16 protein-coding genes are annotated in these 23,789 nt (G+C 44.7%); all 16 read left to right on the top strand.

The window, feature by feature from the left end; all coding sequences use genetic code 11:
• The first annotated feature begins 48 nt into the window (after positions 1 to 48).
• The 16 genes from KQI22_RS03735 (at position 49) to KQI22_RS03660 (ending at position 23,754) form a co-directional block, all read left to right on the top strand.
• Entirely contained in the window at positions 49 to 2,226 is a 2,178-nt protein-coding gene (locus KQI22_RS03735; protein ID WP_216550738.1) for an extracellular solute-binding protein, read from the top strand.
• Positions 2,227 to 2,318: 92 nt separating this feature from the next.
• Entirely contained in the window at positions 2,319 to 3,743 is a 1,425-nt protein-coding gene (locus tag KQI22_RS03730) for an MBOAT family O-acyltransferase (RefSeq protein ID WP_216550737.1), read from the top strand.
• An 11-nt stretch (positions 3,744 to 3,754) separates the two neighbouring features.
• Positions 3,755 to 4,714: an SGNH/GDSL hydrolase family protein gene (locus tag KQI22_RS03725; RefSeq protein WP_216550736.1), complete on the top strand. Its 960-nt coding sequence runs from the start codon at positions 3,755 to 3,757 to the stop codon at positions 4,712 to 4,714.
• Positions 4,715 to 4,770: 56 nt separating this feature from the next.
• On the top strand, positions 4,771 to 7,374 hold the full coding sequence (locus KQI22_RS03720) for a lectin like domain-containing protein (RefSeq protein WP_216550735.1): 2,604 nt from the start codon (positions 4,771 to 4,773) through the stop codon (positions 7,372 to 7,374).
• Between the two features lie 9 nt (positions 7,375 to 7,383).
• Complete coding sequence (locus KQI22_RS03715; protein WP_216550734.1) at positions 7,384 to 8,997, top strand: O-antigen ligase family protein; 1,614 nt, start codon at positions 7,384 to 7,386, stop codon at positions 8,995 to 8,997.
• Between the two features lie 348 nt (positions 8,998 to 9,345).
• Entirely contained in the window at positions 9,346 to 10,428 is a 1,083-nt protein-coding gene (gene rfbB, locus KQI22_RS03710; RefSeq protein WP_216550733.1) for a dTDP-glucose 4,6-dehydratase, read from the top strand.
• Between the two features lie 3 nt (positions 10,429 to 10,431).
• Positions 10,432 to 11,310: a glucose-1-phosphate thymidylyltransferase RfbA gene (rfbA, locus tag KQI22_RS03705; protein ID WP_216550732.1), complete on the top strand. Its 879-nt coding sequence runs from the start codon at positions 10,432 to 10,434 to the stop codon at positions 11,308 to 11,310.
• Positions 11,300 to 12,562, top strand: a complete 1,263-nt coding sequence (locus KQI22_RS03700; RefSeq protein ID WP_216550731.1) for a glycoside hydrolase family 25 protein — start codon at positions 11,300 to 11,302, stop codon at positions 12,560 to 12,562. Before rfbA ends, KQI22_RS03700 begins: the two co-directional genes overlap by 11 nt.
• A gap of 26 nt (positions 12,563 to 12,588) precedes the next feature.
• Positions 12,589 to 13,617, top strand: a complete 1,029-nt coding sequence (locus KQI22_RS03695; protein ID WP_216550730.1) for a DUF6077 domain-containing protein — start codon at positions 12,589 to 12,591, stop codon at positions 13,615 to 13,617.
• Positions 13,618 to 13,638: 21 nt separating this feature from the next.
• A complete protein-coding gene (locus KQI22_RS03690) occupies positions 13,639 to 14,412 on the top strand; it encodes a hypothetical protein (protein ID WP_216550729.1) in 774 nt (257 codons plus the stop codon).
• Complete coding sequence (locus KQI22_RS03685; protein ID WP_216550728.1) at positions 14,384 to 15,472, top strand: hypothetical protein; 1,089 nt, start codon at positions 14,384 to 14,386, stop codon at positions 15,470 to 15,472. The genes KQI22_RS03690 and KQI22_RS03685 overlap by 29 nt, the downstream gene beginning before the upstream one ends.
• A 72-nt stretch (positions 15,473 to 15,544) precedes the next feature.
• Positions 15,545 to 16,405 (top strand): ABC transporter permease, encoded by an 861-nt coding sequence (locus tag KQI22_RS03680; protein ID WP_253293494.1) that lies wholly within the window; start codon positions 15,545 to 15,547, stop codon positions 16,403 to 16,405.
• Between the two features lie 38 nt (positions 16,406 to 16,443).
• A complete protein-coding gene (locus tag KQI22_RS03675) occupies positions 16,444 to 17,667 on the top strand; it encodes an ABC transporter ATP-binding protein (RefSeq protein WP_216550727.1) in 1,224 nt (407 codons plus the stop codon).
• Positions 17,668 to 17,690: 23 nt separating this feature from the next.
• Positions 17,691 to 19,745 carry a class I SAM-dependent methyltransferase gene (locus tag KQI22_RS03670; RefSeq protein WP_216550726.1) on the top strand — a complete coding sequence of 685 codons (2,055 nt, stop codon included), beginning with the start codon at positions 17,691 to 17,693 and terminating at the stop codon, positions 19,743 to 19,745.
• Positions 19,745 to 21,733, top strand: a complete 1,989-nt coding sequence (locus tag KQI22_RS03665; RefSeq protein ID WP_216550725.1) for a glycosyltransferase family 2 protein — start codon at positions 19,745 to 19,747, stop codon at positions 21,731 to 21,733. The genes KQI22_RS03670 and KQI22_RS03665 overlap by 1 nt, the downstream gene beginning before the upstream one ends.
• A gap of 23 nt (positions 21,734 to 21,756) precedes the next feature.
• On the top strand, positions 21,757 to 23,754 hold the full coding sequence (locus KQI22_RS03660; protein ID WP_216550724.1) for a glycosyltransferase family 2 protein: 1,998 nt from the start codon (positions 21,757 to 21,759) through the stop codon (positions 23,752 to 23,754).
• Positions 23,755 to 23,789 lie beyond the last annotated feature (35 nt).

Raw genomic sequence — 23,789 nt, 5'->3', positions numbered from 1 at the left:
TGGGCACGACAAGATAGGAAATCCTATAAGAGAAAAGGAGAGAGTGTTATGAAGAGAAAATGTGGAAAGTTTGCGGTATTTTTTCTGCTCGCTCTGTCGTTGCTGGCAGGCTGCGGCAAAAAGGAAGAGAATGCGGCAAACGAAAAAGGAAGGTATGAGGAGACGGAGATCGCACTCCCGGATGCAGAGGGAGAGTTTGTACAGATCTGCCGGGAGGATGAAAAGGTAGTTCTGTATCAGAGGCAGGAGAATGCAGGCAGTGTTTCACTGAAGCGTTTTGTGATGGATCCGCAGACAAAGACTTTTGCGGAGGATACGCCTGCAGGGATGACGCAGCTTACGCTCCCGGCAGATGCCTATACGCTGAAGATCAGAAAGGCAGATACAGTTTATTATGTGTACTATGATGCACAGATAGATGATGAAAACCTGCAGGGCTTTTTATATACCTGTGATGACACTGGGGCAACAGAGGTCACACCGGAAGGCTGGGCAGAGAAAGATCCGCAATATGGGTTTGTGGATTCTCCGCAGGATATCGCCGTTACAGATCATGCGGTCATTGCTCTCTTTTATACGAAGATCGAGCGGTATGACAGACAGACACTGGCACTGACCGAATCAAGACCATTGGAAGGTGAGCGATACGAAGCTCTGATCGGAATGGGTGACAGGTATGCACTGATCATAGATGGCGACAGTGGCACCATGCAAGGGATTGGGATCTGTCAGGAAGACAGTACCAAGGTAACCTCGCAGGTGGATATTTCGAGCAAAAAGAGCGGAAGCTGTGCAGCGGATGCGGATGATGCGGGCAATCTGATCGTGGCAAATGCAGACGGTCTGCACCGGAAAGCAAAGGATGCGCAGCAGTTTGAAGATCTGCTGGATGGCAGTTATATGTCGTTCGGTCTGTCAGACAGTTGGTGCCGTGGCATGACAAGCGATATGTCTGACGGTACGGACGAAGTCTATTACGCACTGTTCCAAAACGACCAGGGACAGAAGCTGTATCAGTATGCGTATAACCCGGAGCTTGCCCTGAAGCCGGAAAAGGAACTGACGGTTTATACCTTATATGATCAGGCAACGATCAATCAGGCTGCGACCCTTTTCCAGAAAAAGCGTCCGGATACCATGGTTTCCGTGCATGTTGCATGTGCAGACATTGATGATAAGGAAGCAGAAACGGAGCGCAACCGCCTGATGACTTCCCTGGCTGCGGGAGACGGGGAAGATGTACTCGTGCTGAGCGGTCTGGATGATAATGCACTTGCCAAAAAGGGTGTTTTGATGGATCTGTCGGATATTGTAACACCAATGGAAGAAAACGGAGAGCTTTTGCAGGCGATCGTGGATGGAGAAAAAAGTACGGATGGAAAGCAGCAGATCCTGCCGGTCAGATTTGCGCTGCCACTTCTTTTGTCCAAAGAGAAGAGAGCGTCTGAAATGGCAGATATTGCAGCACTGGCAAAGGCGGCCGGGCAGACAGACGGAAGTTTTCTGGGCACGTTTACCGGGGAAGATCTTGTGGATACTTTTGCCCCCTATTTTATGCCGGATATCATAAAGGATAAGCAGCTTGATACAGAAAAACTGCGCACAATACTGCAGGAGCTGCAGACGATCGCCACACACTCTGATATGGTCGAAAAGTACAAAAAGGGAGAAAGAGCAAGCAATGAATGGGATCTGCCTTCCACTATGCAGGCTGTGCTCTGTCAGATTTCCGGTTTTAACGATGCCATGTTTGATCTGGCGATCATCAATCTGGTAAAGGGCGATTATACGAGTTTTGAAAATGCTTATATACCGACTGTGGAAATCGGTGTAAATGCAGGTACGAAGCAGGCTGACCTGGCAAAAGAATTTGCTGCCTTTGTGCTGAGCAGAGAAGTACAGGACGGTGATTTTTACGACGGATTTCCGGTCAATAAAGAATCCCTTCATATGCAGGTAGGTCTGGATCGTTCTGATTATGCTGCCTATACGACGATTGAAGGCGCAGACGGGCAGGAGATCGGTCTGGATATTGAGCCGATCAAAGCAGCAGATGGGGATCGGCTGGAAGCGATATGCGAGTCGCTTTCCAAAAAGACCATGCAGGATGCCAAGGTTTTGGAAGAACTGAAAAAGGCAGTGCCTGATTACCTGCTTGGCAGGCAGTCGCTGGATGACACGATCAGCAAGATAGAAGATGGTGTCAAGATATATCTGGCAGAGTAAAGAATCACTTCTGCCAGTTACGCCCTCTTGTTTCCTTTCGCCGGCGTATGCTATACTGAAGCTATGCAATGGAAGGAAACAGGGGGCATACTATGCTATTTAACTCAATTTCTTTTTTATGCTTTTTTCCGATAGTCGTATTGATCTATTTTCTGATCCCGAAAAAAGCAAGATATCTCTGGCTGCTTTTTGCCAGTTACTATTTTTATATGAGTCAGAATCCCGGATTTGCCCTGTTGCTGCTTTTCACGACTGTGATCACCTATGCCAGCGGACTCATGCTTTCTGCGCTTTCCCGAAAAAGAAAGCCGGAGGCAGACTGCCTGAAAAAGTGGGTGGTATTTGGAAGCGTTTTTGCAAATCTTGGGATTTTATTTTTATGTAAATATATTCCTTTTCACCTGCTTGTGCCTGTGGGGATTTCTTTCTATACCTTTCAGGCGCTTTCCTACACGATAGATGTTTACCGGGAAAAGACGGCATCTGAAAAGAACTTTTTCAGATATGCGCTTTATGTATCGTTTTTTCCGACGATATTGTCAGGACCGATCCAACGGGCTGCGGATTTTCTGCCACAGCTTCAGACATTGGCGCAGAAAAAGCTCTGGGATGAGAAACGGATTGCAAACGGATTGTTTTTTATGCTGTGGGGATATTTTTTAAAACTGGTTCTGGCAGACCGGATCGCCGTTTTTGTGAATGCAGCATATGCGGACTATGAAAATCTTGGCTCCGGCATTTTAGTGCTTGCAGCGGTTTTGTATGCATTTCAGATTTATTGTGATTTTGCAGGGTATTCCTGCATTGCGATCGGCGCCGGTACAGTCATGGGATTTGAATTGATGCGGAATTTTGATGCGCCTTATCTGGCGGTGTCGATCAAGGACTTCTGGCGCAGATGGCATATTTCCCTGAGCAGCTATCTGCGGGATTATCTGTATATTCCGCTGGGAGGTAACAGAAAAGGACAGATCAGAAAATATCTGAATCTGCTGCTTACATTTCTGGCAAGTGGCATGTGGCACGGCGCCGGACTGCATTTTGTGTTCTGGGGCGGCCTGCATGGTGTTTATCAGATTCTGGGAGATCTGCTTCGAAAAAGTCTGCCACAAAAAATGACACAGTCGTCACACTTTGCGTTGAAACTGCTTCGTGTCGTGCGCACCTTCCTGTTGACAAGTTTTGCATGGATTTTCTTCCGGGCAGATTCTCTGCAGATGGCATTTGCTTATATCAGAAGGATGATAGCAGCGGGTGGTATCTCACAGCTATTTGATGGTACTCTTTTGGGAATGGGGCTGGATCTGTATGAATGGGGCATATTACTGGCTGGCCTTTTTGTTCTGATTCTGGCGGATATTTTGAAGAACAGAGGACAGGAACTGACAGAGCGGGTAATGGGAAAACCGCTGATCCTGCGGTATATAGTGGCTTTATGCCTGTTGGCAGCTGTCTATGTATATGGCATGTACGGACCGGCTTATGATGCAGCGCAGTTTATTTATTTTCAGTTTTAAGGAACGTGCTTATGAAAAGAAAAGGAATCCGCATACTTGTATTTTTCCTGCTTGCAGGTGTGCTTTTGTCACAACTGAATCGTGTGCTTGCTTTTCGTTATGAAGACGGTATCCGGCAGATGGAAGGGTTTTATAAACAGCCGGAAGGCAGCATAGATGTTCTGGTCATGGGATCGTCCCATGCGTATGTGGATATTGATCCGACCGTGCTGGAAGCGGAGGAAGGCATATATGCTTATGATCTCTGTGCCAGTATGCAGCCGGTCTGGAATACATATTATACACTCAAAGAGGCTTTGAAATACCAGCATCCAAAGCTTATCGTATTAGACATCTACAGGCTTGTGGAACCCTTTGATTATGTGAAGGAGAGTAAACTGATCAAAAGCACGTTTGGCATGCGCCCGTCCAAAGAAAAGATGGCGGCGATCCGGGAGAGTCTTTCGGCAGAACAGCAGAAGGATGCATGGCTGTATTTTCTGGAATTTTCCATTTATCATAACAGATATCGGGAGGTAACATTTTCTGATTTCCTGACAGATCACAGTCTGCCGGAGAATTACAGAGGACATGTGCCTGCAGATCATGTGGAAGTAATGGAACGACCGGATGTTTCAAATGTGACGGGGCAGATGCCCATGACGGAAAAAACGGCATTGTATTTCCGGAAGCTTCTGGATCTGGCAAAGCAGGAGGAAATACCTGTGCTTTTGATCCTGACGCCGTATATCGTGCAGGAAGATGACCAGAAGGTGTATAATACCGTGGCAGAGCTGCTTGCGGCTTACCCGGAGAATACAGTAAGATTTCTCGATTTTAATGAGGCTTATGATGAGATCGGAATTGATTTTGCAACGGATTTTGCCGACTACGACCATCTGAACGTGGCGGGCTGCCAGAAATTCAGCTCCTATTTTGGAAAGGTGCTCCGCACCTTTTATGAACTACCGGATCACAGAAATGAAGAATAAAGAAAATTAGTGTCATGCGTTTTGGGGGCAGGAAACATAGCGTGGAAAGGAAAGCAATGAAACATAAGCAAGATAAAATCAGGAAAAAACTGCATAAAAGCCGGAAAAGGATTCTGGCATTTGTATTGGCAGGCGTTATGCTTTCAGACATTTCCGTGCCTGTTTATGCAGACCAGAGCAAAAATGCTACAGACCTGTCACAGGAGCAGACTGTATCCGGAAATGCGACAGGCTATACAGATCTGGATTTTGAACTGCCGGAGGATCAGGCGGAGTGGAAACATGGAATTTCAACATATGCAATGGAACCGGAGAAGGCGGCCGCTATTTCTGAAAACGAGTTACCTGCTGCTTACCGTTCTGATGCAGTGGAAGCGAATGGGCAGATGGTAAGTTACCTGCCGACGGCATTTCGGAACCAGAACCCCTATGGGATCTGTTGGACATTTTCCGTGCTGGCAGCCTGTGAGGCTTCTATGATACGGAACGGACTGGCAACAGGCAGTATCGATCTGTCAGAGCGCCATCTTGCTTATTATTTCTATAACAAAGGAAATACAACAGATGCAAAGGGGGGGACGACAGGAGATTATAATGAAGCTGTGATGGCGGGCAGAAATTATCTGACCCAGGGCGGAAATACCCTGCTTACCATGTGGCATCTTGTCAGCTGGTGCGGACCGGTCGCAGAGGAAAAGGCACCGTACAACGGGCTTGTCGCAGACAGCAGTGCGGATATGGGCGGATTGCTCGGAGCAGCCAATTCGACCGGCGCAGCTTACGGGGAAGATGCCTGCCATGTACAGAATGCCTTTCTGATCAATATGGGAACATCGGCGGATGTACAGAGGAAACAGGAAGTGAAAAAACTGATCATGCAGTATGGTGCGCTGGGGATGAGCTATTATTCCTCGACCAGCAGTCAGTATGATGACCCTGCACATGACAGCTATTATAACCCGGATGTAACAAGCACCAATCATGCGGTGGCGGTCATTGGCTGGGACGACAGTTTCCCGAAGGAGAACTTTGCACAGCAGGCGCCCGGAGACGGAGCATGGCTGATCCGAAACAGCTGGGGCGACGAAAATGCAGGCTGTGCACAAAATGGCAATTTCTGGCTGTCCTATTATGATGCCTCCATTAACAATATAGAATCCGCAAAAAAATCCACGACAAGATATGCTTATGTATTTGATGCACAGGCGGCGGATAATTACGATAACATCTGTCAGTATGACGGAGATGCGGGTATGTCGGTGATCACCATAACAGGCGGGGCAAAAGCTTCCAACCTGTTTTCTGTGACGGCAAAAGGCGGAGAGATCCTGCGGGCTGTCGGGATCGGAATCGGACAGACGGACACAGACTGTACACTGACTGTTTACAAAAATCCAAAGGCAGGGGATCCGCAAAGCGGTACACTTCTGCTATCACAAGACGTACATCTCACATATCCGGGGTATCATACGATCCCACTGACAGAGGCATTGCTGTTTGAAGAAGGGGACAGCTATGCGGTTGTCTACGAATTTTCAGATGTGGTTTCTCTGTATGTCAGCGTGGACAAGATGTATACAAGCAGTGAAAAGCCGTTTATTTCCGTTTCTACCTATGAAAATCCGGGTGTCAGCTTTTTATACCGGACAAAATGGGAGGATCTGTCAGAACAAACGGTCCAGACGACAAGTGGCGGCGCAGAAGGCGCAATCCTGCGGATTAAGGCATATACAGATGACAGAGTACCATCTCAGGAGCCGACCGTTTCACCAAGTCCGTCTCCTACGCCGTCTGTTCCGCCAGGTCCGTCTCCTGTGCCAACGGCTTCCCCGAGTCCTGCACCATCCCGGGAGCCGACAGTCGCAACACTGACAGCACTGAAACTTGACAGGGAGAAGCTTACCCTGCAGATTGGCGAAAAGGCATCACTGACAGCAACACCAACTTATTCTGCGGCAGATGCCACACCATGGATGGTATACTGGAAATCGGATCACCCGGAAGTGGCATCCGTAAACGACTGCGGAGAAATTACCGCAAAAAAGACTGGAAAAGCTGTCATTACTGTGTATAATGGTACGGTAAGAGCAACGTGTACCGTCATTGTCCCGCCGGATAAGCCAAAAGTAACAGCGACTGTTTCCGGGAAGAAGCTGAAGCTTAGCTGGAAAAAGGTCAGCGGAGCTTCCGGTTATGCGATCTACCGCCTGAGCGGCGGCAGCTATAAAAGGATCAAAACAGTCAAGGCATCGACAAGACAGGTTACGCTTGCGCTGGCAGACGGTAAGCAGGCATATTCATACCGTGTCTGTGCATATCGGACGATAGACGGCAAGAAATATTATGGCGGAAAGTCCGGTGTAAAAACTGCCGTTTCGGCGGTTTCTTCTCTGCAGGCAAAAGCGGTGCGCGGCAAAGGAATAAAGCTTACATGGAAAAGCCTGAAAACGGTGGACGGTTATGTGATCTATCGGAAAACAGGGAAAAACGGAAGCTATAAAAAGATCAAAACGGCAGCTGGCAAAAAGAACAGCAGCTATACGGATAAAAAAGCCCAAAAAGGAAAAACGTATTATTACAGGATCAGGGCGTATCGCCTGCTGGATGGGAAAAAGGTGTTTGGCAGCTATACGCAGAATATAAAAGTAAAAGCAAAGTAAGGGAAGCACATGTCAACGAAATTAGTGAAGAACAATCAAACAAGGCAAAAAGAAAGCACGGCGGCAGAGGTTTTACAAAATCTGCTGGAATATTTAACGGTTTTATTTGGCATCATTATGGGGGGCGTACTTGTCTTTTATATGCAGGAAGGCTATGTGAAGATTGGTACTGCAAAGTTCAATGCCTATGCGCATGTCTGTGTATTTGGAATGCCAATTCTCCTGATTCTTGCGATATTCTGGATCTTAACGGAAAAACAGGAAAAGCAGAAAAAGTTCCGACAGCGCTTTTCGATAACGGATCTGTTTCTGCTGGCATTTCTTGTATTGACGCTAGTGAGCTTTTTCGCAAGCGGCGATCTGAAAGCCTGCTTTTGGGGATATGACGGCTGGTATATGGGACTGTTCGCACAGCTTACATTTATTTTGCTGTATTTTGTTTTTTCAAGGTTCTGTAAGGATGGAAAGATCGTGATGACAGCAATTTGCCTGTTTGCGGTATATGCATTTATAATCGGTATCCTGCACAGACTGATGATCGATCCGATCAGTGTATATGACAATATTTCCGATTTCTATAAGAATCAGTTCCTGTCTACGCTGGGGCAGGCATCCTGGTATTCCAGTTTTGTCTGCAGCATTTTGCCACTTGGCGTGATCTGCTTTTATCTGGCACAGAAAATGTGGCTCCGTGTCTGCAGCGGAATTTTTACCTTTATCGGATTTATGACTTTGGTTTCACAGAATACAGATAGTGCTTATATAGCAAGTACAGCGGTCTTTTTATTGCTTCTGTTTGTTTCGGTAAAAAGTGCGGGACGCATGATCCGGCTCTGCCAGATCGGACTGTTATATTTTCTTGCACCGAAGGCAATGTGGCTTTTATTAAAAATACACCCCAATGAAATATTGGAGCTGGATACGATCAGCCGTACTCTGTTATTTGACAACAGAGTCTGGATCCTTCCGGTAATCTGTCTGCTTCTCATGGGACTTTTTTATCTGTTGGATCGGAAAGGAAAATATGCCACAAATGTGATGGTAGTGATTCGTAATATTTTTTATGGATTGGTTGTGGCAGGTATTTTATTCTGCACAAGCGTTTTGGTATTAAGTGCGAAGGGCAGATTATCCGGCGGGCTTCTGGCTCTTTCGGAAAAAGTTCCATATCTGTCGTGGTCGGTCAGCTGGGGAAACGGACGAGGATTTACATGGGCTTTTACCGGAAAGATGATTGCAGAAATGAGTCCCTGGCACAAATTGTTTGGTGTGGGACCGGATCATTATGCAGGATATGCTTACAGTTTGTATGAAGATGCATTAAATGTAAAATGGGGCAGTAGTATTCTGACAAATGCACATAATGAATGGGTCAATATGATCGTTGATTATGGATTCCTGGGTGCAGCAGCTTATATTGGCTTTTTTCTGTCGGCATTGGTGCGATTTGTGAAAAACAGCGAAAATCGACCGGTTCTTTTATGCGCGGCGGGATGTATTGTATCCTATATGGGACATAATCTGTTTTGTTACCAGCAGGTCCTCTGCACACCGTTTGTCTTTCTGTTTATTGCGATTGCAGAGTATCAGCTCCGCCGGAAAGACGGTCGTGAATCCGCATAAGCAGTTTTTGTCTGTCGGAATCGTCAAGCGTACTGTACTGCAAAAAGGTAAGCTTTAGTTCATGTAGTTTTTTTCCACAGGCAGGACATCGTTTTTTGTGCCCGTTCAGAATATGAATTTTATCACAGGTCATACAATAATGCACATATAACATGGTTACGCTCCTTTGTCTGCATATACTCCTTATTTTGATGGCAGGGCAGAAAAACGTCAAGGAGAAGCAGTCGACAGATTGTGACAGAAACAGATAACAGACTGAAATAAAAAAATAATGCATTTTTTGCAAAGATGTATTAAAATATAACTAACTATGGTACAGAAACGTACGAAATCACAGGAGGGAATAAAATGAGAACATACCTTGTAACGGGAGGAGCCGGATTTATCGGATCCAATTATATTCATTATATGTTCAAAAAATATGACAATGAGATCCGCATCATCAATGTGGATGCTTTGACATATGCAGGAAATCTGGAGAATTTAAAGGATATCGAAAACAGAGAGAATTACACTTTTGTAAAAGCCGATATCTGCGATAAGGAAGCGATCTCCAGAATCTTTGCAGAAAATGACATCGACCGCGTGGTACATTTCGCGGCAGAAAGCCATGTAGACAGAAGTATCCGTAATCCGGAGATCTTTGTACAGACAAACGTACTCGGTACAGCCGTTATGCTGAACTGTGCAAAGGCAGCATGGGAACTGCCGGACGGCTCTTTCAAGGAAGGTAAGAAATTCCTGCATGTATCAACGGATGAGGTATACGGTTCTTTAAGTGAAGACGGCGGTTATTTCTATGAGACAACCCCTTACGCACCGCACAGCCCATACTCCGCAAGTAAAGCAAGCTCCGATATGCTCGTAAAGGCATATATGGACACATATAAATTCCCGGCAAATATTACAAACTGCTCCAATAACTACGGTCCTTACCAGTTCCCGGAGAAGCTGATCCCGCTGATCATCAACAATGCACTGCAGGGCAAGAAGCTTCCGGTATACGGCGATGGTAAGAATGTCCGTGACTGGTTATATGTAGAAGACCATGCAAAGGCTATTGATATGGTACAGGAGCAGGGACGTTTGTTTGAAACTTACAATGTCGGCGGTCATAATGAAAAGCAGAACATCGAGATCATTCATATCATCATCGATACACTGCAGGAAATGCTGCCTGATTCCGATCCGAGAAAGAAACTGGTATCCAATGACCTGATCACATATGTTGAGGATCGTAAGGGACATGACAGACGCTATGCGATCGCACCTGACAAGATCAAGGCAGAGATCGGCTGGGAGCCTGAGACAATGTTCAAGGAAGGCATTAAGAAGACGATCAAATGGTTCTTCGAGCATGAAGACTGGATGAAGAACGTAACAAGCGGTGATTATCAGAAGTACTATCAGGAGATGTACAAAGGAGAATAAAATATGAAGGGTATTATTCTGGCAGGTGGATCCGGTACACGCCTTTATCCACTGACAAAAGCAATTTCCAAGCAGATCATGCCGGTATATGACAAACCGATGATCTATTATCCGTTATCAACACTGATGCTGGCAGGTATCCGTGAGGTATTGATCATTTCCACACCACGCGATCTGCCTGTATTCAAAGATCTGTTTGGCAGCGGCGAGCAGCTTGGCATGCAGTTTTCGTATGCTGTGCAGGAGCAGCCGAGAGGACTGGCAGATGCTTTCATCATCGGTGCTGATTTTATCGGAGATGATAGTGTTGCACTTGTACTGGGCGATAATATTTTCTACGGACAGAGCTTTTCCCGTGTGCTCAGAAACGTTTCCGAGCGCGTTCAGAAGGAAAAGGGGGCTACGATCTTTGGTTATTATGTCAGAGATCCGAGAGAATACGGTGTTGTAGAATTTGATGAAAACGGCAAGGCACTTTCCATCGAGGAAAAGCCGGAGCATCCAAAGAGCAATTACGCGGTTCCGGGTCTGTATTTCTACGATAACGATGTCGTAGAGATCGCAGCAAACGTAAAGCCGTCTGCCCGTGGTGAGATTGAGATCACAAGCATCAATAATGAATATCTTTCCCGTGGCACACTGCAGGTAGAAACACTGGGACGCGGCTTTGCATGGCTGGATACGGGAAACCATGATTCTCTTTTAGATGCGGCTGATTTTGTGGCTGCTTTCCAGAAGAGACAGGGGCTTTATATTTCCTGCATCGAAGAAATTGCTTATAAACGTGGATTTATTGATAAAGAGCAGTTGCTTGCACTGGCACAGCCGCTGATGAAGACAAATTACGGAAAATATCTGGTAGAGGTTGCAAATGGACTCTAAACTGAAAGCGCAGGTGATAGCCTGCGTTTCCGTTATCGTACTGATTATTTTAGGTACGGTATATATGATCAACCGGGACAAACCTGTAGCTGCAGGCGCGCAGGGGGCAGAGACGCAGCAGGAAAGCACAGAGGTACAGACTGGTATTTATGCGCAGTATCAGCTAAGGCCTGACAAGGATCCGACAGCTTTTCTGCAGGATCCGGATTTCTTTGATGTGGAGCCGGAGGAAGCGGATCAGTCAAAGGTGTTGTCTCTGCAGGCTTCCAGCACACAAAAGGATCTCCGCATCTACGTTGTGGATGGAAACGGAAATCCGGTCAGCGGACAGCAATTTGCACTGCGGATCTCAAGGGACGGTTCAGAGGCGCAGACATATGAGGATGAAGATCAGGATGGTATGCTCTATCTGACAGATCTTGCCGCAGGTGACTATGCGATTTCCATAAATCCGGTAGATGGTTACGCAGTGCCCGATTCAGCGCTCTCGGCTTCTGTCAGTGAGTCTGTTTCGTATACGGTGCTGCAGGATATTTCTTTTCTCATAAAGACAGAGGATGAAGTGGATCCGACTGTAGAAGATACAGGTGTCCGGGAAGCGGAAGAAGATGCAGACGGAACAGAAACAAATGTCAGGCTGGCAGACGGTGCGTCTGTGTTTGGCATTGATGTATCAAAGTGGAATAAGGAAATCGACTGGCAGAAGGTAAAGGCAGCAGGTGTGGAATATGCCATCATCCGCTGTGGATACCGTGGCGCGAGCACCGGTGCGCTGGTGGAAGATCCCTATTTTGAAAAGAATATCAAAAATGCAACGGAAGCTGGTGTCCGTGTCGGTGTGTATTTCTTTACACAGGCAACATCACCGGTGGAAGCTGTGGAAGAGGCCAGTATGGTCCTGATGCTGTGCAATCAGTATAAAATATCGTTCCCGCTTTATATCGATACAGAAGGCGCGGGTGGAAACGGCAGGGCAGACGGACTGGATGTGGAAGCAAGAACCGCTGTCTGCACCGCGTTTTGTGAAACAATTGAAAATGCCGGCTATACAGCGGGTGTTTATGCAAGTAAAAACTGGCTGACCAAAAAGCTGGATGCACAGAAGCTGTCGCCGTATTCTGTCTGGCTGGCACAGTATTCCGGCAAACCGTCCTATCAGGGGACGTATGATATGTGGCAGTATACTTCCGCCGGAACGGTAGACGGTATTTCCACATTGGTTGATTTTAACGTAAGTTATATGGATTATTAGATGGAACATGATAAAAGGAGAGCAGAATGCCGTATTTGATTTTGTTCATGATTCTGGTCGCAATTCCTGTCCTGTTGGGACTGATTTATTATGATGATAACAATCGGACTGTTTTAGGTCTGTGTAAGGCATGGTGTAAGGGCACAATAGCTGTGTGGGCGGTATTTGAACTGGTTTATATACCGTGTTATTTTCTGAAGGTTCCTTATCGTACATTTTGTGTGATCTTTACTGCAATCATGATATTGTTGGTTGGTGTTTTGATATGGCTCTCACGAGTAACCTTTTTCAGACTGCCAAAACAGAAATATCAAAAAAAACAGATTCTTCTGTTTTTTCTGGTATTTGTCTGTATCTGTCTGATCGCAGCAGTTCCGTCTTTGTATGAACATCAGGATGATGATGATGCTTACTATATAGCAGCGGCTACAACCGCACAGGAAACCAACACGATGTACCGTTACAGTCCTTATACGGGAGAACCATTGAAACAAGTGGACAAGCGATATGCATTATCGCCGTTTCCGGTCTATCTGGCATACGTTTCATCTGTTTCCGGCCTGCCACCGGTAATTTTGGCGCATAGAATACTGCCGGGGGTTTATATCTTACTGGCATTTGCTGTAGCGGCTTGTATGGGGCATGTGCTTCTGAAAGGAAACACCGGTCTGTATATGCTGCTATTTTTGCTGTTATCGGTCTGGTCCGGCTTTTCGGATAAAAATACAACGGCATTTTTGATGCTGCGGGCATGGCAGGGAAAAGCATTACTTGCAGCGGTCATTCTGCCGATGGTATGGATGACATTTTTGGAAATGGCGGACAGGCTGGAAAAGGGACTGGGCGTAAATAACAAAAGGATAGTGTCGGAAATTCTTCCGCTATCTTTGGCGGGCGCTATGGTATCCAGTATGGGAATTATGCTGGTGCCGCTTTTGACGGGAGTTTTGAGCGTTGTTTTTATGATTCAGATCCGATCACTGAAAAAAGGAATATGGGTACTGTGTCAGATGACTCCATCGATCCTGCTGGGCGTGATATACCTGCTCATGTAATATCGGGAAACGGAGGATAAAGTGACAATAAGTTATTTTGAAGAAATAAAAGACCAGCTAAATCAATATTTTGGAATGAGTATATTCCTGATTGTTTTTTTGGTTCTGCTGATTGTGCTGCTATTGCGGTATACAGGGGACAAAAAGATCCGGCTGTTGGGATGGGGCTGCCTGTTATTGTTATTTGCGGGCTTTTTTTATCCGACTGCAATGTTGATTCAAAAATGTATCGGGATAGATGTATATTGGCGCTTTTTCTGGCTTTTGCCGGTAAATTATGTATTGGCATACGGACTTGTCAGAATCTTCACGCAGGGTGGAAAAAAACATGTAAGGGATGTACTTTTTGCGTGCGCGGTTCTTCTATGCCTTTTAGGAAGCGGAAAATGCATTTTGAATTCCGAAAACTACAGCGTACCTCAGAATTCTTATGAGATTTCTCAAATTACGGTAGAGTTTGCGGATGCGATATTGGAACATGCAGATGAGGGAGAGGAGATCAAGGCGATTTTTCCGCCGGAGTATGTGACGTCAGTACGTGTTTATGATGCAAGAATCAAGCTTTTATATGGAAGAAAAAACAGGTCGAAGGCAGCAAAAAGGGCAATTGCCTGCTATGAATCAGCCAGAAGTTCAAAATCCCATAAACGGATTTGCAGGATAGCAAAAAAGCAAAATTGCAATTTTATTGTATATCCCTGCTATGAGAATACAGATGCGTATTTTGCGGGTAAGGGGTACATAAAGGTTGCTACGGTAGGATGGTATGGAATATATAAAGAAAACAGCCGATAAATGGAATAAAATTTCATATGGGATTATGTTTGGCGGTTTCCTGCTTCTGCTGGCTGCTATGGTAGGGGAGTATTTGTATGGAAAACCATATGATGCAGGGGATTTGTACCGGTTTCTTAGGGGAATCTTCCCCGATAAGGTAACAGAGGCAGCCCTTTTTCTGATTCCTATGCTTGTACTTTCTTTCTTTCTGTTGTGTTTGATGCTGCTTGCGGATGTCTGGCTGTCAAAGGTAGAGGGGGAAAAACTGCAAAAGAGGCTGATATGCCTGTTTTATGGATTGTTATGCCTGTTTGCCTGCGATGACAGCAGATGGGGGCTTGGATATGAACTGCTGCATGGTTTTTTAAGCATAAAAGGGATCGGTATTATTTTATGCTCGACGATAGCGATGCTTTTGGCAGGCATCTTTTGGCAGAAGAAGTGCCTGTGGGGAAGCCTGTTATCGTGCTTTTTTTATTTCGTAAGTGTTGTATGGTGGAATGGAGAGATTATAACAGGTGCCTTGAAAGCTGTCTGTGGACTGTTCTATCTGGGAGCGGTGCTTGGAGTGACATGTATCCATTTTAAATTGGCCGGATTACAAAGGATAGAATTGTGTGCAGGTGTTTTGGCTGTAACGCTGCTGTGTGGAGAAACATTTATGATACAAAATAATGTGAGTCCATTATCTGACCGCAGAGAACAATTGGAATGTCTGGATCGAATTTTTGCGGAAATGGAGCAGAGAGCTTCTGCTGAAAATAATAAAATTATCGGACTGAATCGGGGATTGGAATTGTTGTTGACTTTTGATCGTGATGCAGAGGTGCTTTATGATCCTGCCCGGCTGCAGACCGGCAAAAGAAGTCGATTTGCGTACGCGGAAGAGATAAAGGATTTATATGAAATTGCCGGTACAGGGGAATTCGGGCTGGGCAGATTAAATGATTATGCTGCTGCAAATGGGATTCGTTTTATGATTGTGACAGATAATGATGATATGATGCCTGCAATGACAGAATATGCCGGTTATGAACTGCTGTATACAACGGACGGAATACAGCTATATTATAAATAGCTGTCTGTTTGCAATCATAAGTAGCGTTTACGGTAAGAAAATGCTATAATAAAAATGTTTGTTTCAATAAAAATGGATAAAAAGGATTACTATATGGGAAAAGAAGGTAAGACAAAGAGTCGGATCAATCCGGTCCGGGAACTTTATAAAGATAGAAAACTGATCAAGAAACTGGCATTAAATGATTTTAAAACGCGATATGCAGGCTCTTATCTGGGCATTGTATGGGCTTTTATTCAGCCGGTTGTAACAGTTCTGGTATACTGGATTGTTTTTGAAAAAGGTCTGAAGCAGGGAACCGATATTGTGACACAGGGGATTCAGGTGCCATATCTTCTGCATCTGATGTCTGGTCTGGTACCGTGGTTTTTCTTTTCAGAGGCGCTAATGAACGGAACGACATCATTGCTGGAGTATAATTATCTTGTAAAAAAAGTGGTTTTTAAAATCAGTATTCTTCCATTGATCAAGATCATAGCGGCAAGCTTTATACACATCTTTTTTGTCTGCTTTATGCTGCTTGTTACGATGTGCTATGGGATTCATCCGACGGTATACTGGCTGCAGCTTATTTATTATAGCTTTTGTCTGTTTATGCTTGTACTGGCTATGAGTTATTCTACCTGCTCGATTGTTATTTTCTTCCGGGATCTGACACAGCTGATATCAATCGGACTTCAGGTTGGAATGTGGGCGACACCTATTTTATGGAATATTTCAATTCTTGCAAACCATCCGGTGCTTGCATTTATATTTAAACTGAATCCGGTCTATTATATTGTAAACGGATACAGAGGCAGCCTGTACGGGGAAGAATTCATCTGGCAGAGCCCATGGCTGACACTTTATTACTGGGCATTGGTCCTGGTACTGTTTGTTGCCGGAGGAATCATCTTTAAACGGTTGAAACCACATTTTGCGGATGTACTGTAACAGAATATCTGGCTTAGAAATGAGAGAAAGAGGAACGCATGGACAATATTGCAATTTCCGTCAGTCACCTGACAAAAATATACAGGCTTTATGAAAAAAATTCTGATCGTTTACGGGAAGCACTTCATTTGACAAAAAAGAGACTTTCTTCTGAACGTTATGCGCTCAGGGATGTTTCGCTTTCTGTTAAAAAAGGGGAGACAGTTGGCATCATTGGGACGAATGGTTCCGGCAAGTCCACGATATTAAAAATCATAACAGGTGTCTTGAATAAAACAGAGGGTGATGTACAGGTAAATGGCAGAATTTCCGCACTGCTGGAGCTGGGTGCGGGATTTAACATGGAATACAACGGTATCGAGAATATCTATTTAAACGGCACGATGATCGGATTCTCGGAAGAGGAAATCGATCAGAAACTGGATGCAATTTTAGAGTTCGCAGATATCGGAGAATATATTTATCAGCCGGTTAAGACATATTCAAGCGGTATGTTTGTTCGGCTTGCATTTGCGGTAGCGATCAATATTGAACCGGAGATACTGATCGTAGATGAAGCACTGTCGGTAGGAGATGTATTCTTTCAGGCAAAATGTTACCGTAAATTTGAAGAATTTAAAAAACTTGGGAAAACCATTCTTTTTGTCAGTCACGATCTGAGCAGTATCAGTAAGTATTGTGACAGAGTGATCCTGTTGAATCAGGGTGTTAAGCTTGCCGAGGGCAATCCAAAGGAAATGATCGATAGCTACAAACAGCTTTTGGTTGGACAATATGATGCAGACCGGGAACAGATACAGGACGAAGAAGCACCTCAAATGTTAGAATATGGCACAAAGCAGGGAGAGATTACGGAAGTATACCTGATGGATGACCGGGGGGTGCGTACAAATTCGATTATCAAAGGGACAGAGTTTGAAATTCATATGCACGTGAAATTTTATCAGAAACTGCCAAGCCCCATTTTTGCTTTTTCCTTTAAGGACGTAAAAGGAAATGAACTGACAGGAACAAATACAATGGTGGAAAAGGCATTTCTGGATGAAGTTGATGCCAATAGTACAAAGCATGTGGTATTTAGACAGAATATGAGCCTGCAGGGTGGAGAATATCTTTTGTCATTTGGACTGACAGGATATGAACAGGATGAGTTTTGTGTATATCACAGGTTATATGATGCGATAAATGTGTCTGTCATATCGGATAAAAATACAGTGGGATACTATGATATGGGATCAAAGATCACAGTGACATCAGAATAACGGGCAGAACTGGGAGACGGACTATGAAAGAACAGATCGGGAAGATTACACTGGATTATACTTATTATATGGGGGAAGATCTTTATTGTGACGGTGCGGTTGAAGATGAACTGCTTCGGATCGTACAGGAAAATGACAAAAAGGAATTCGGAAGGATTATTGAAGAGAGCGGAAGCTGGCCGATTTTGTATCATTTGTCACCGCTTCGTGGGAACATTGCGGAATGGTTTCCTGTAAAAACGGAAGCAAAGCTGCTTGAGATCGGATCCGGATGTGGGGCAATCACGGGGACGCTTGCAAAAAAAGCAAAAAAACTGGACTGCATTGATCTGTCAAAGAAAAGAAGTCTGATCAATGCATACCGGAACAAGGATTGCGATGGGGTTTCTGTTATAGTAGGTAATTTTAAAGATATAGAACCACATCTGGACAGTAACTATGATTATATATTTCTGATCGGCGTACTGGAATACGGACAACTCTATATGGATAGCGATACGCCATATGAAGATTTTGTCAGAACAATGAAAAAACATTTGGCACCGGATGGGAAAATTGTGATCGCAATTGAAAATAAATATGGTCTGAAATATTGGGCGGGCTGCAGAGAAGATCATTTAGGAACTTTTTTCAGCGGTATTGAGAATTATCCCGGACAGGAAGGAATAAAAACCTTTACCCGGACCGGATTGGAAAAGATTATAAAAGCCGCCGGCTGTACGAATTATCATTTTTATTATCCATATCCGGATTATAAATTTATGACAACATTGTATTCGGATGCATATCTGCCTAAAAAAGGAGAGCTTTCTTTAAACAACCGTAATTTTGATCGCTCGAGACTTGCGCTGTTTGATGAAAAAGAAGCCTTTGATGGCATTATTGAAGAAGGATTGTTTCCGTTATACAGCAATTCTTATCTGGTTGTGATCGGAGACAGACCGCAGACAAATTATGTGAAATATTCGAATGATCGGAAAGAGGAGTTTTGTATACGGACGGAGATCAGGCAGGAGGCAGAGAATCTGTCCGTGCACAAGTATGCATTGTCCTTGCAGGCAAAGCCACATATAGAGCAGATCCGTAGAGCATATGTGGCATTACAGGAACGCTATCGGGACAGTGGAATGGAAATCAATGTATGCAGCATGGAGGAAAATGGAATACAGTTTCCTTATTTGCAGGGGCAGACATTGGAGATCCTTTTGGATGACTGTCTGGATCGGGGAGAGGAAGCACAGTTTGAAGCTTATGTTGACAGGTATCTGCAGTTTTTGGCATATCATGCAGAGCAGCCGGTTGCGGACGTGGACTTTATATTTTCCAATATTTTGATAGAGAATGGGAAGTGGCAGCTGATCGATTACGAATGGACGGTCTTTGAATCCCGTGACCCGAAAACAATAGCATTCCGTGCTTTTTACTGTTATCTGATCGGTGCCCGGAGAAGACGGGATATCTCCTTCAGGATGCTTGAAAAAAAATTACAGATTATGCAGGACGAGCTTGGCAGGTGGCTGGATCGGGAATATGCGTTCCAAAACGAAATTACGGGAAACAGGAAATCCATGACGGAGATCAGAGATGCAATCGGTAATGCAGTTTATCCGGTAGAGGAACTGATCGCGCAGCTGGAACAGAAAAAAGACGACTCCGATATACAGGTTTACGAGGATTGCGGAGAAGGATTTTCGGAAGAGAATTCCTTTATGGTGCCGGAGCAGGAAATTGTTTATACATCGGATGACAAAGAAGAAATGACAGTACATGTACCTGTGAAGAAGGGAGTAAGGGCTGTGCGGATCGATCCGGCTTTTTCTGCCTGCCTTATTCTGTTTGAGGAAACCGTATTAGATGAAAAACGGTATCCGGGATTACCGGAAGACGCAAAGACCAATGGATTTGTCATGGGAGATCAGTTATACGGGTTTTCCACCACGGATCCCGGGTTTGTGATAGCTACTGAACATGTATCGGATATTACGGTAAAAATGAAAAGAATTCTTCTTCCGGCAGATATAGCCGGGAAATTGCCGCAAGGGGAGAAAAAAAGATCAATTTGGAGGATGTTTTCCTAATGCTGGATGGAGCGAAGCAGTATCTCGGAGAAAAATTATATAAAAGATGCTATCGAAGCTATCTGCGGGAAATGGAAAAGCAAAAGGACAGATATCAGTGCTTTTTGAAAGCAAGGGGAGAGCAGACGGTATTCTCCGGATGGGATAAAAAAGCAACAGAGGTGAAAGGCACATTTGCAGTGCTGGAAACGGGAACCTGCTATGTGTTTTATGATCGCAGCGGCTTTTTAAACAAAGATGCGGGCAGATGCTTTGAGCAGGTGTTCCGGGATAACAGGAATTGTTTTGCGGCGTATGCGGATCAGGATTATGTGGATACGGATGGCAGGAGATATGATCCGTGGTTCAAGCCCGTCTGGTCGCCGGATACGATCATTTCCTCATTTTATATCGGCGATATCTTTGCTATTCGGAAGAACTGTGTGGAAGAACGGATGATAAGAGATGCGGAACCTCTGACAGAAGAGCAGGTACAGCGTATTTTTTATACCTGTTACGAAGCGCACAGAAAAGAGCACGGAATCAGCAGACCTTTTTCTGAAAAACCGGATGTAGAAAGAATCTCGAAAATTTTATATCATCAATACCATGAGGATATACAAAGAGAACTGTCCGAGTACGAAAAACAAACAAGACATATACAGGACGCGGTACTGCAGCAGGCAATTCCTGTTCTGCTTTCCCCCGGAGAATATGAAGCGGCGGGAGATGCAGAAAATGATCTGGTATCTGTCATCATACCATCTAAAGATAATCCGTCTGTGCTAAAACAGTGTATCAGGTCTGTCAGAGAGTATACGAAAAATATTTCTTATGAGATTCATGTGATAGACAATGGCAGCAGCCGGAGCAATAAAGAGGAAATACAGCTCTTTTGCAGGGAAAATCAGGTGCAGTATCATTATCACCCGATGCCGTTTAATTTTTCGGTGATGTGTAATCTGGGCGCTTCTTATGCAGCAGGAAATTACCTCCTGTTTTTGAATGATGATATTGAAGCCTTCTCGGCTGACTGGATGGAGAAAATGTGGAAACTGGCGCGCCTTACGCATGTCGGAGCGGTCGGAGCAAAGCTTCTTTATCCGGATACGACATTGATCCAGCATGCCGGTGTGACAAACCTGCAGATCGGACCGGCTCATAAGCTGATGAAAGAAGATGACTGTTATTCTTACTATCATGGACGAAACAGGGGAATCCATGATATGATTGCTGTGACAGCAGCGTGTCTTATGATCGGACGGGATAAATTTAAGGAAGCGGGAGGTTTTTGCGAATCAATTGCCGTTTCTTATAATGATGTTGATTTTTGCTTCTCTGTTGTGGAGAAGGGATATTATAATGTCCAGAATAATGAGATCTGTCTGTACCATCATGAATCTCTGAGCAGGGGAAATGATGAGATCAGTGCAGAAAAATGGAGCAGGCTTCTTAAGGAAAAGGAGCTATTATATACCAGGCACGAACATTTACGGGGGAAAGACCCCTTCTATTCGCCGCAGCTGGGTGGTAATTTTTCACAGTATCTCTGCTTTTATGAGTATGAATATGAGAGAAGAACAAAGCTGTATGCGCAAACGCCCAAAATCTGTCAGGATCCGCAAAAATATGAAAATGGCTGTCTGATGCTGCGTATAGAGCATGCACAGAAAGACCGGCGGCTTGAATGGTCAGAACCGGAAGACAATTGTATCAGAATTGAGGGATGGTCGTATGTGCTGCATAATGACAGCTGCCGTTATAAAAGGGAACTGATTCTGAAAAGAGATACAGTCTGTTATAAGGTAAAACTGAGAGACAGATACCGGAAAGATGTTGAACAGATATTGGAAGGAGAGTCGGAGCACACTGCAATGGCGGGTTTTTATGCCGGAATTTCATTGTCCGGACTGGAAAAGGGACGCTATCAGATCGGAATGCTTGCAAAGGACAAATGCTCCAGACAACGCTTATATGCAATGTCAGATCAGTGGATTGAGATACCGTAAATAAAAACAAGTGAGGCTAAGAGATGAGTGAAAATAAGGACGATCTGAAAGACCTTTTGGAATATTATCAGAGTGCCTTTGAGAGAGAAAAGGAAAAAAATGAACAGCTTGCCTATCGCCTTTCCGCCAGCCAGAGAGAGGTGGAGGATCTGACCAGAAAACTGGATAAGATCAAGGGCTCCATTTTCTGGAAGCTTGCGAAACCGGCCAGGGTCGTCATCAATTATTGTATTGCAACGAAGAACCGAATCCTGTGTCATGGCAATCCAAAGGGCATTGCCCATAAACTTCTGTCAAAATACAGGGAAAAGAAGGCAATCCGGATCCATGGAACGGGAAGTTTCCCGAGTGCGGCAGAACGGGAACAGGAGGAAAATACAACCTTCCCCAAAGATGTGACGTTCAGTATCCTCGTTCCGCTTTATAATACACCGGAACGTTTCCTGCGGGAAATGATCGAGTCCGTCATAGCACAGACTTATGGTAAATGGGAACTTTGCCTTGCGGATGGATCCGATGATGCACATGAATTTGTCGGCAGGATTTGTCATGAATACCAACAGAAGGACAGCAGGATCAAGTATCAGAAACTGGTCAAAAACGAAGGTATTTCCGGGAATACAAATGAGTGCTATAAGATGGCAACAGGAAATTATATTGCGCTTTTTGATCATGACGATCTGCTGCATCCATGTGTTCTGTTTGCTTATATGCAGGCAATCTGTGAAAAAAACGCGGATTATATTTACTGTGATGAGGCAACTTTTAAAGGAAACAGCATTAATCATATGATTACCATGCATTTCAAACCTGATTATGCGCCTGATAATCTGCTTGCCAACAATTACATCTGCCATTTCAGCGTATTCAGCAGAGAACTTCTGGAAAGCGGTGAGTTGTTCCGCAGCCAGTTTGATGGCAGTCAGGATCACGACATGATCCTCCGGCTGACAGCTAAGGCAAAGCATATCGTGCATATACCGAGAATCCTGTATTACTGGAGATCTCACAAGGGAAGCGTCGCATCTTCCATTGATGCGAAGACTTATGCGATCAATGCAGCAAAGGGTGCAGTTGCTGACCGCCTGACAAGATTGGGATATAAAAACTTTGAAATCGAGAGCACCAGGGCATTTGCAACGATTTTCCGGATTAAATATGCGCTGTCAAGCCATCCGCTTATATCCATTATTATTCCGAATAAAGATCATATGGAAGACCTGAGCCGCTGTGTGGATTCCATTATCAATCTGTCCACATATGATAATTACGAACTGATCATTGTGGAAAATAACAGTGAAACAGCCGAGATCAGAACGTATTATGAAGAAATCAGCAGACATCCGCGTGTGCAGGTGGTAGAATATAAAGGTGATTTCAACTATTCAAAAATCAACAATTTCGGTGTACAATATGCAAAGGGAGAGTATCTGCTGCTTTTAAACAATGATACAGAGGTCATAACCCCGGACTGGATGGAAGAACTTCTGATGTATGCAATGCGTGAGGATGTCGGCGTGGTCGGTGCCAAGTTGTATTATCCGGATAAAACGATCCAGCATGCGGGTATTGTGATCGGACTCGGCGCACATCGAACAGCCGGACACACGCATTACCGGATCCCGGAAGCCAATGTCGGCTATATGGGAAGACTCTGTTACGCACAGGATGTGACAGCGGTAACAGGTGCCTGTATGATGGTTTCCAAAGCCCTTTATGAGGAACTGGGCGGACTGGATGAGAGCTTTACCGTGGCACTCAATGATGTGGATTTCTGCCTGCGCGTCAGAGAAAAGGGATTTCTCAACATCTTTACGCCATTTGCAGAACTGTATCATTACGAATCCAAATCAAGAGGCAGTGATAAAAAGGATGATAAGGCAGTGCGTTACCAGAAGGAGTCAGACAGATTCCGTGCGAAATGGGCAGATGTGCTGGCAAAAGGCGATCCGTATTATAACCCGAATTTCTCTCTGGATCACTCAGATTTTACCGTGAACTGGAAGAGGCCGAAACAGTAAAGTAATAAATTTATCATATAGCAGGAGGAGAAAGA

This window comes from Kineothrix sp. MSJ-39, assembly GCF_018917935.1.
In the GTDB taxonomy this organism is placed as follows: Bacteria; Bacillota; Clostridia; order Lachnospirales; family Lachnospiraceae; genus CAG-194.
The sequence above is the reverse complement of the archived record's forward strand: the minus strand, read 5'-3'. Positions and strand labels throughout refer to the sequence as shown.

Coding starts and splice junctions, on each gene's coding strand:
- KQI22_RS03735 (WP_216550738.1), top strand. CDS start 49: ATGAAGAGAAAATGTGGAAAGTTTGCGGTATTTTTTCTGCTCGCTCTG.
- KQI22_RS03730 (WP_216550737.1), top strand. CDS start 2,319: ATGCTATTTAACTCAATTTCTTTTTTATGCTTTTTTCCGATAGTCGTA.
- KQI22_RS03725 (WP_216550736.1), top strand. CDS start 3,755: ATGAAAAGAAAAGGAATCCGCATACTTGTATTTTTCCTGCTTGCAGGT.
- KQI22_RS03720 (WP_216550735.1), top strand. CDS start 4,771: ATGAAACATAAGCAAGATAAAATCAGGAAAAAACTGCATAAAAGCCGG.
- KQI22_RS03715 (WP_216550734.1), top strand. CDS start 7,384: ATGTCAACGAAATTAGTGAAGAACAATCAAACAAGGCAAAAAGAAAGC.
- rfbB (WP_216550733.1), top strand. CDS start 9,346: ATGAGAACATACCTTGTAACGGGAGGAGCCGGATTTATCGGATCCAAT.
- rfbA (WP_216550732.1), top strand. CDS start 10,432: ATGAAGGGTATTATTCTGGCAGGTGGATCCGGTACACGCCTTTATCCA.
- KQI22_RS03700 (WP_216550731.1), top strand. CDS start 11,300: ATGGACTCTAAACTGAAAGCGCAGGTGATAGCCTGCGTTTCCGTTATC.
- KQI22_RS03695 (WP_216550730.1), top strand. CDS start 12,589: ATGCCGTATTTGATTTTGTTCATGATTCTGGTCGCAATTCCTGTCCTG.
- KQI22_RS03685 (WP_216550728.1), top strand. CDS start 14,384: ATGGAATATATAAAGAAAACAGCCGATAAATGGAATAAAATTTCATAT.
- KQI22_RS03680 (WP_253293494.1), top strand. CDS start 15,545: ATGGATAAAAAGGATTACTATATGGGAAAAGAAGGTAAGACAAAGAGT.
- KQI22_RS03675 (WP_216550727.1), top strand. CDS start 16,444: ATGGACAATATTGCAATTTCCGTCAGTCACCTGACAAAAATATACAGG.
- KQI22_RS03670 (WP_216550726.1), top strand. CDS start 17,691: ATGAAAGAACAGATCGGGAAGATTACACTGGATTATACTTATTATATG.
- KQI22_RS03665 (WP_216550725.1), top strand. CDS start 19,745: ATGCTGGATGGAGCGAAGCAGTATCTCGGAGAAAAATTATATAAAAGA.
- KQI22_RS03660 (WP_216550724.1), top strand. CDS start 21,757: ATGAGTGAAAATAAGGACGATCTGAAAGACCTTTTGGAATATTATCAG.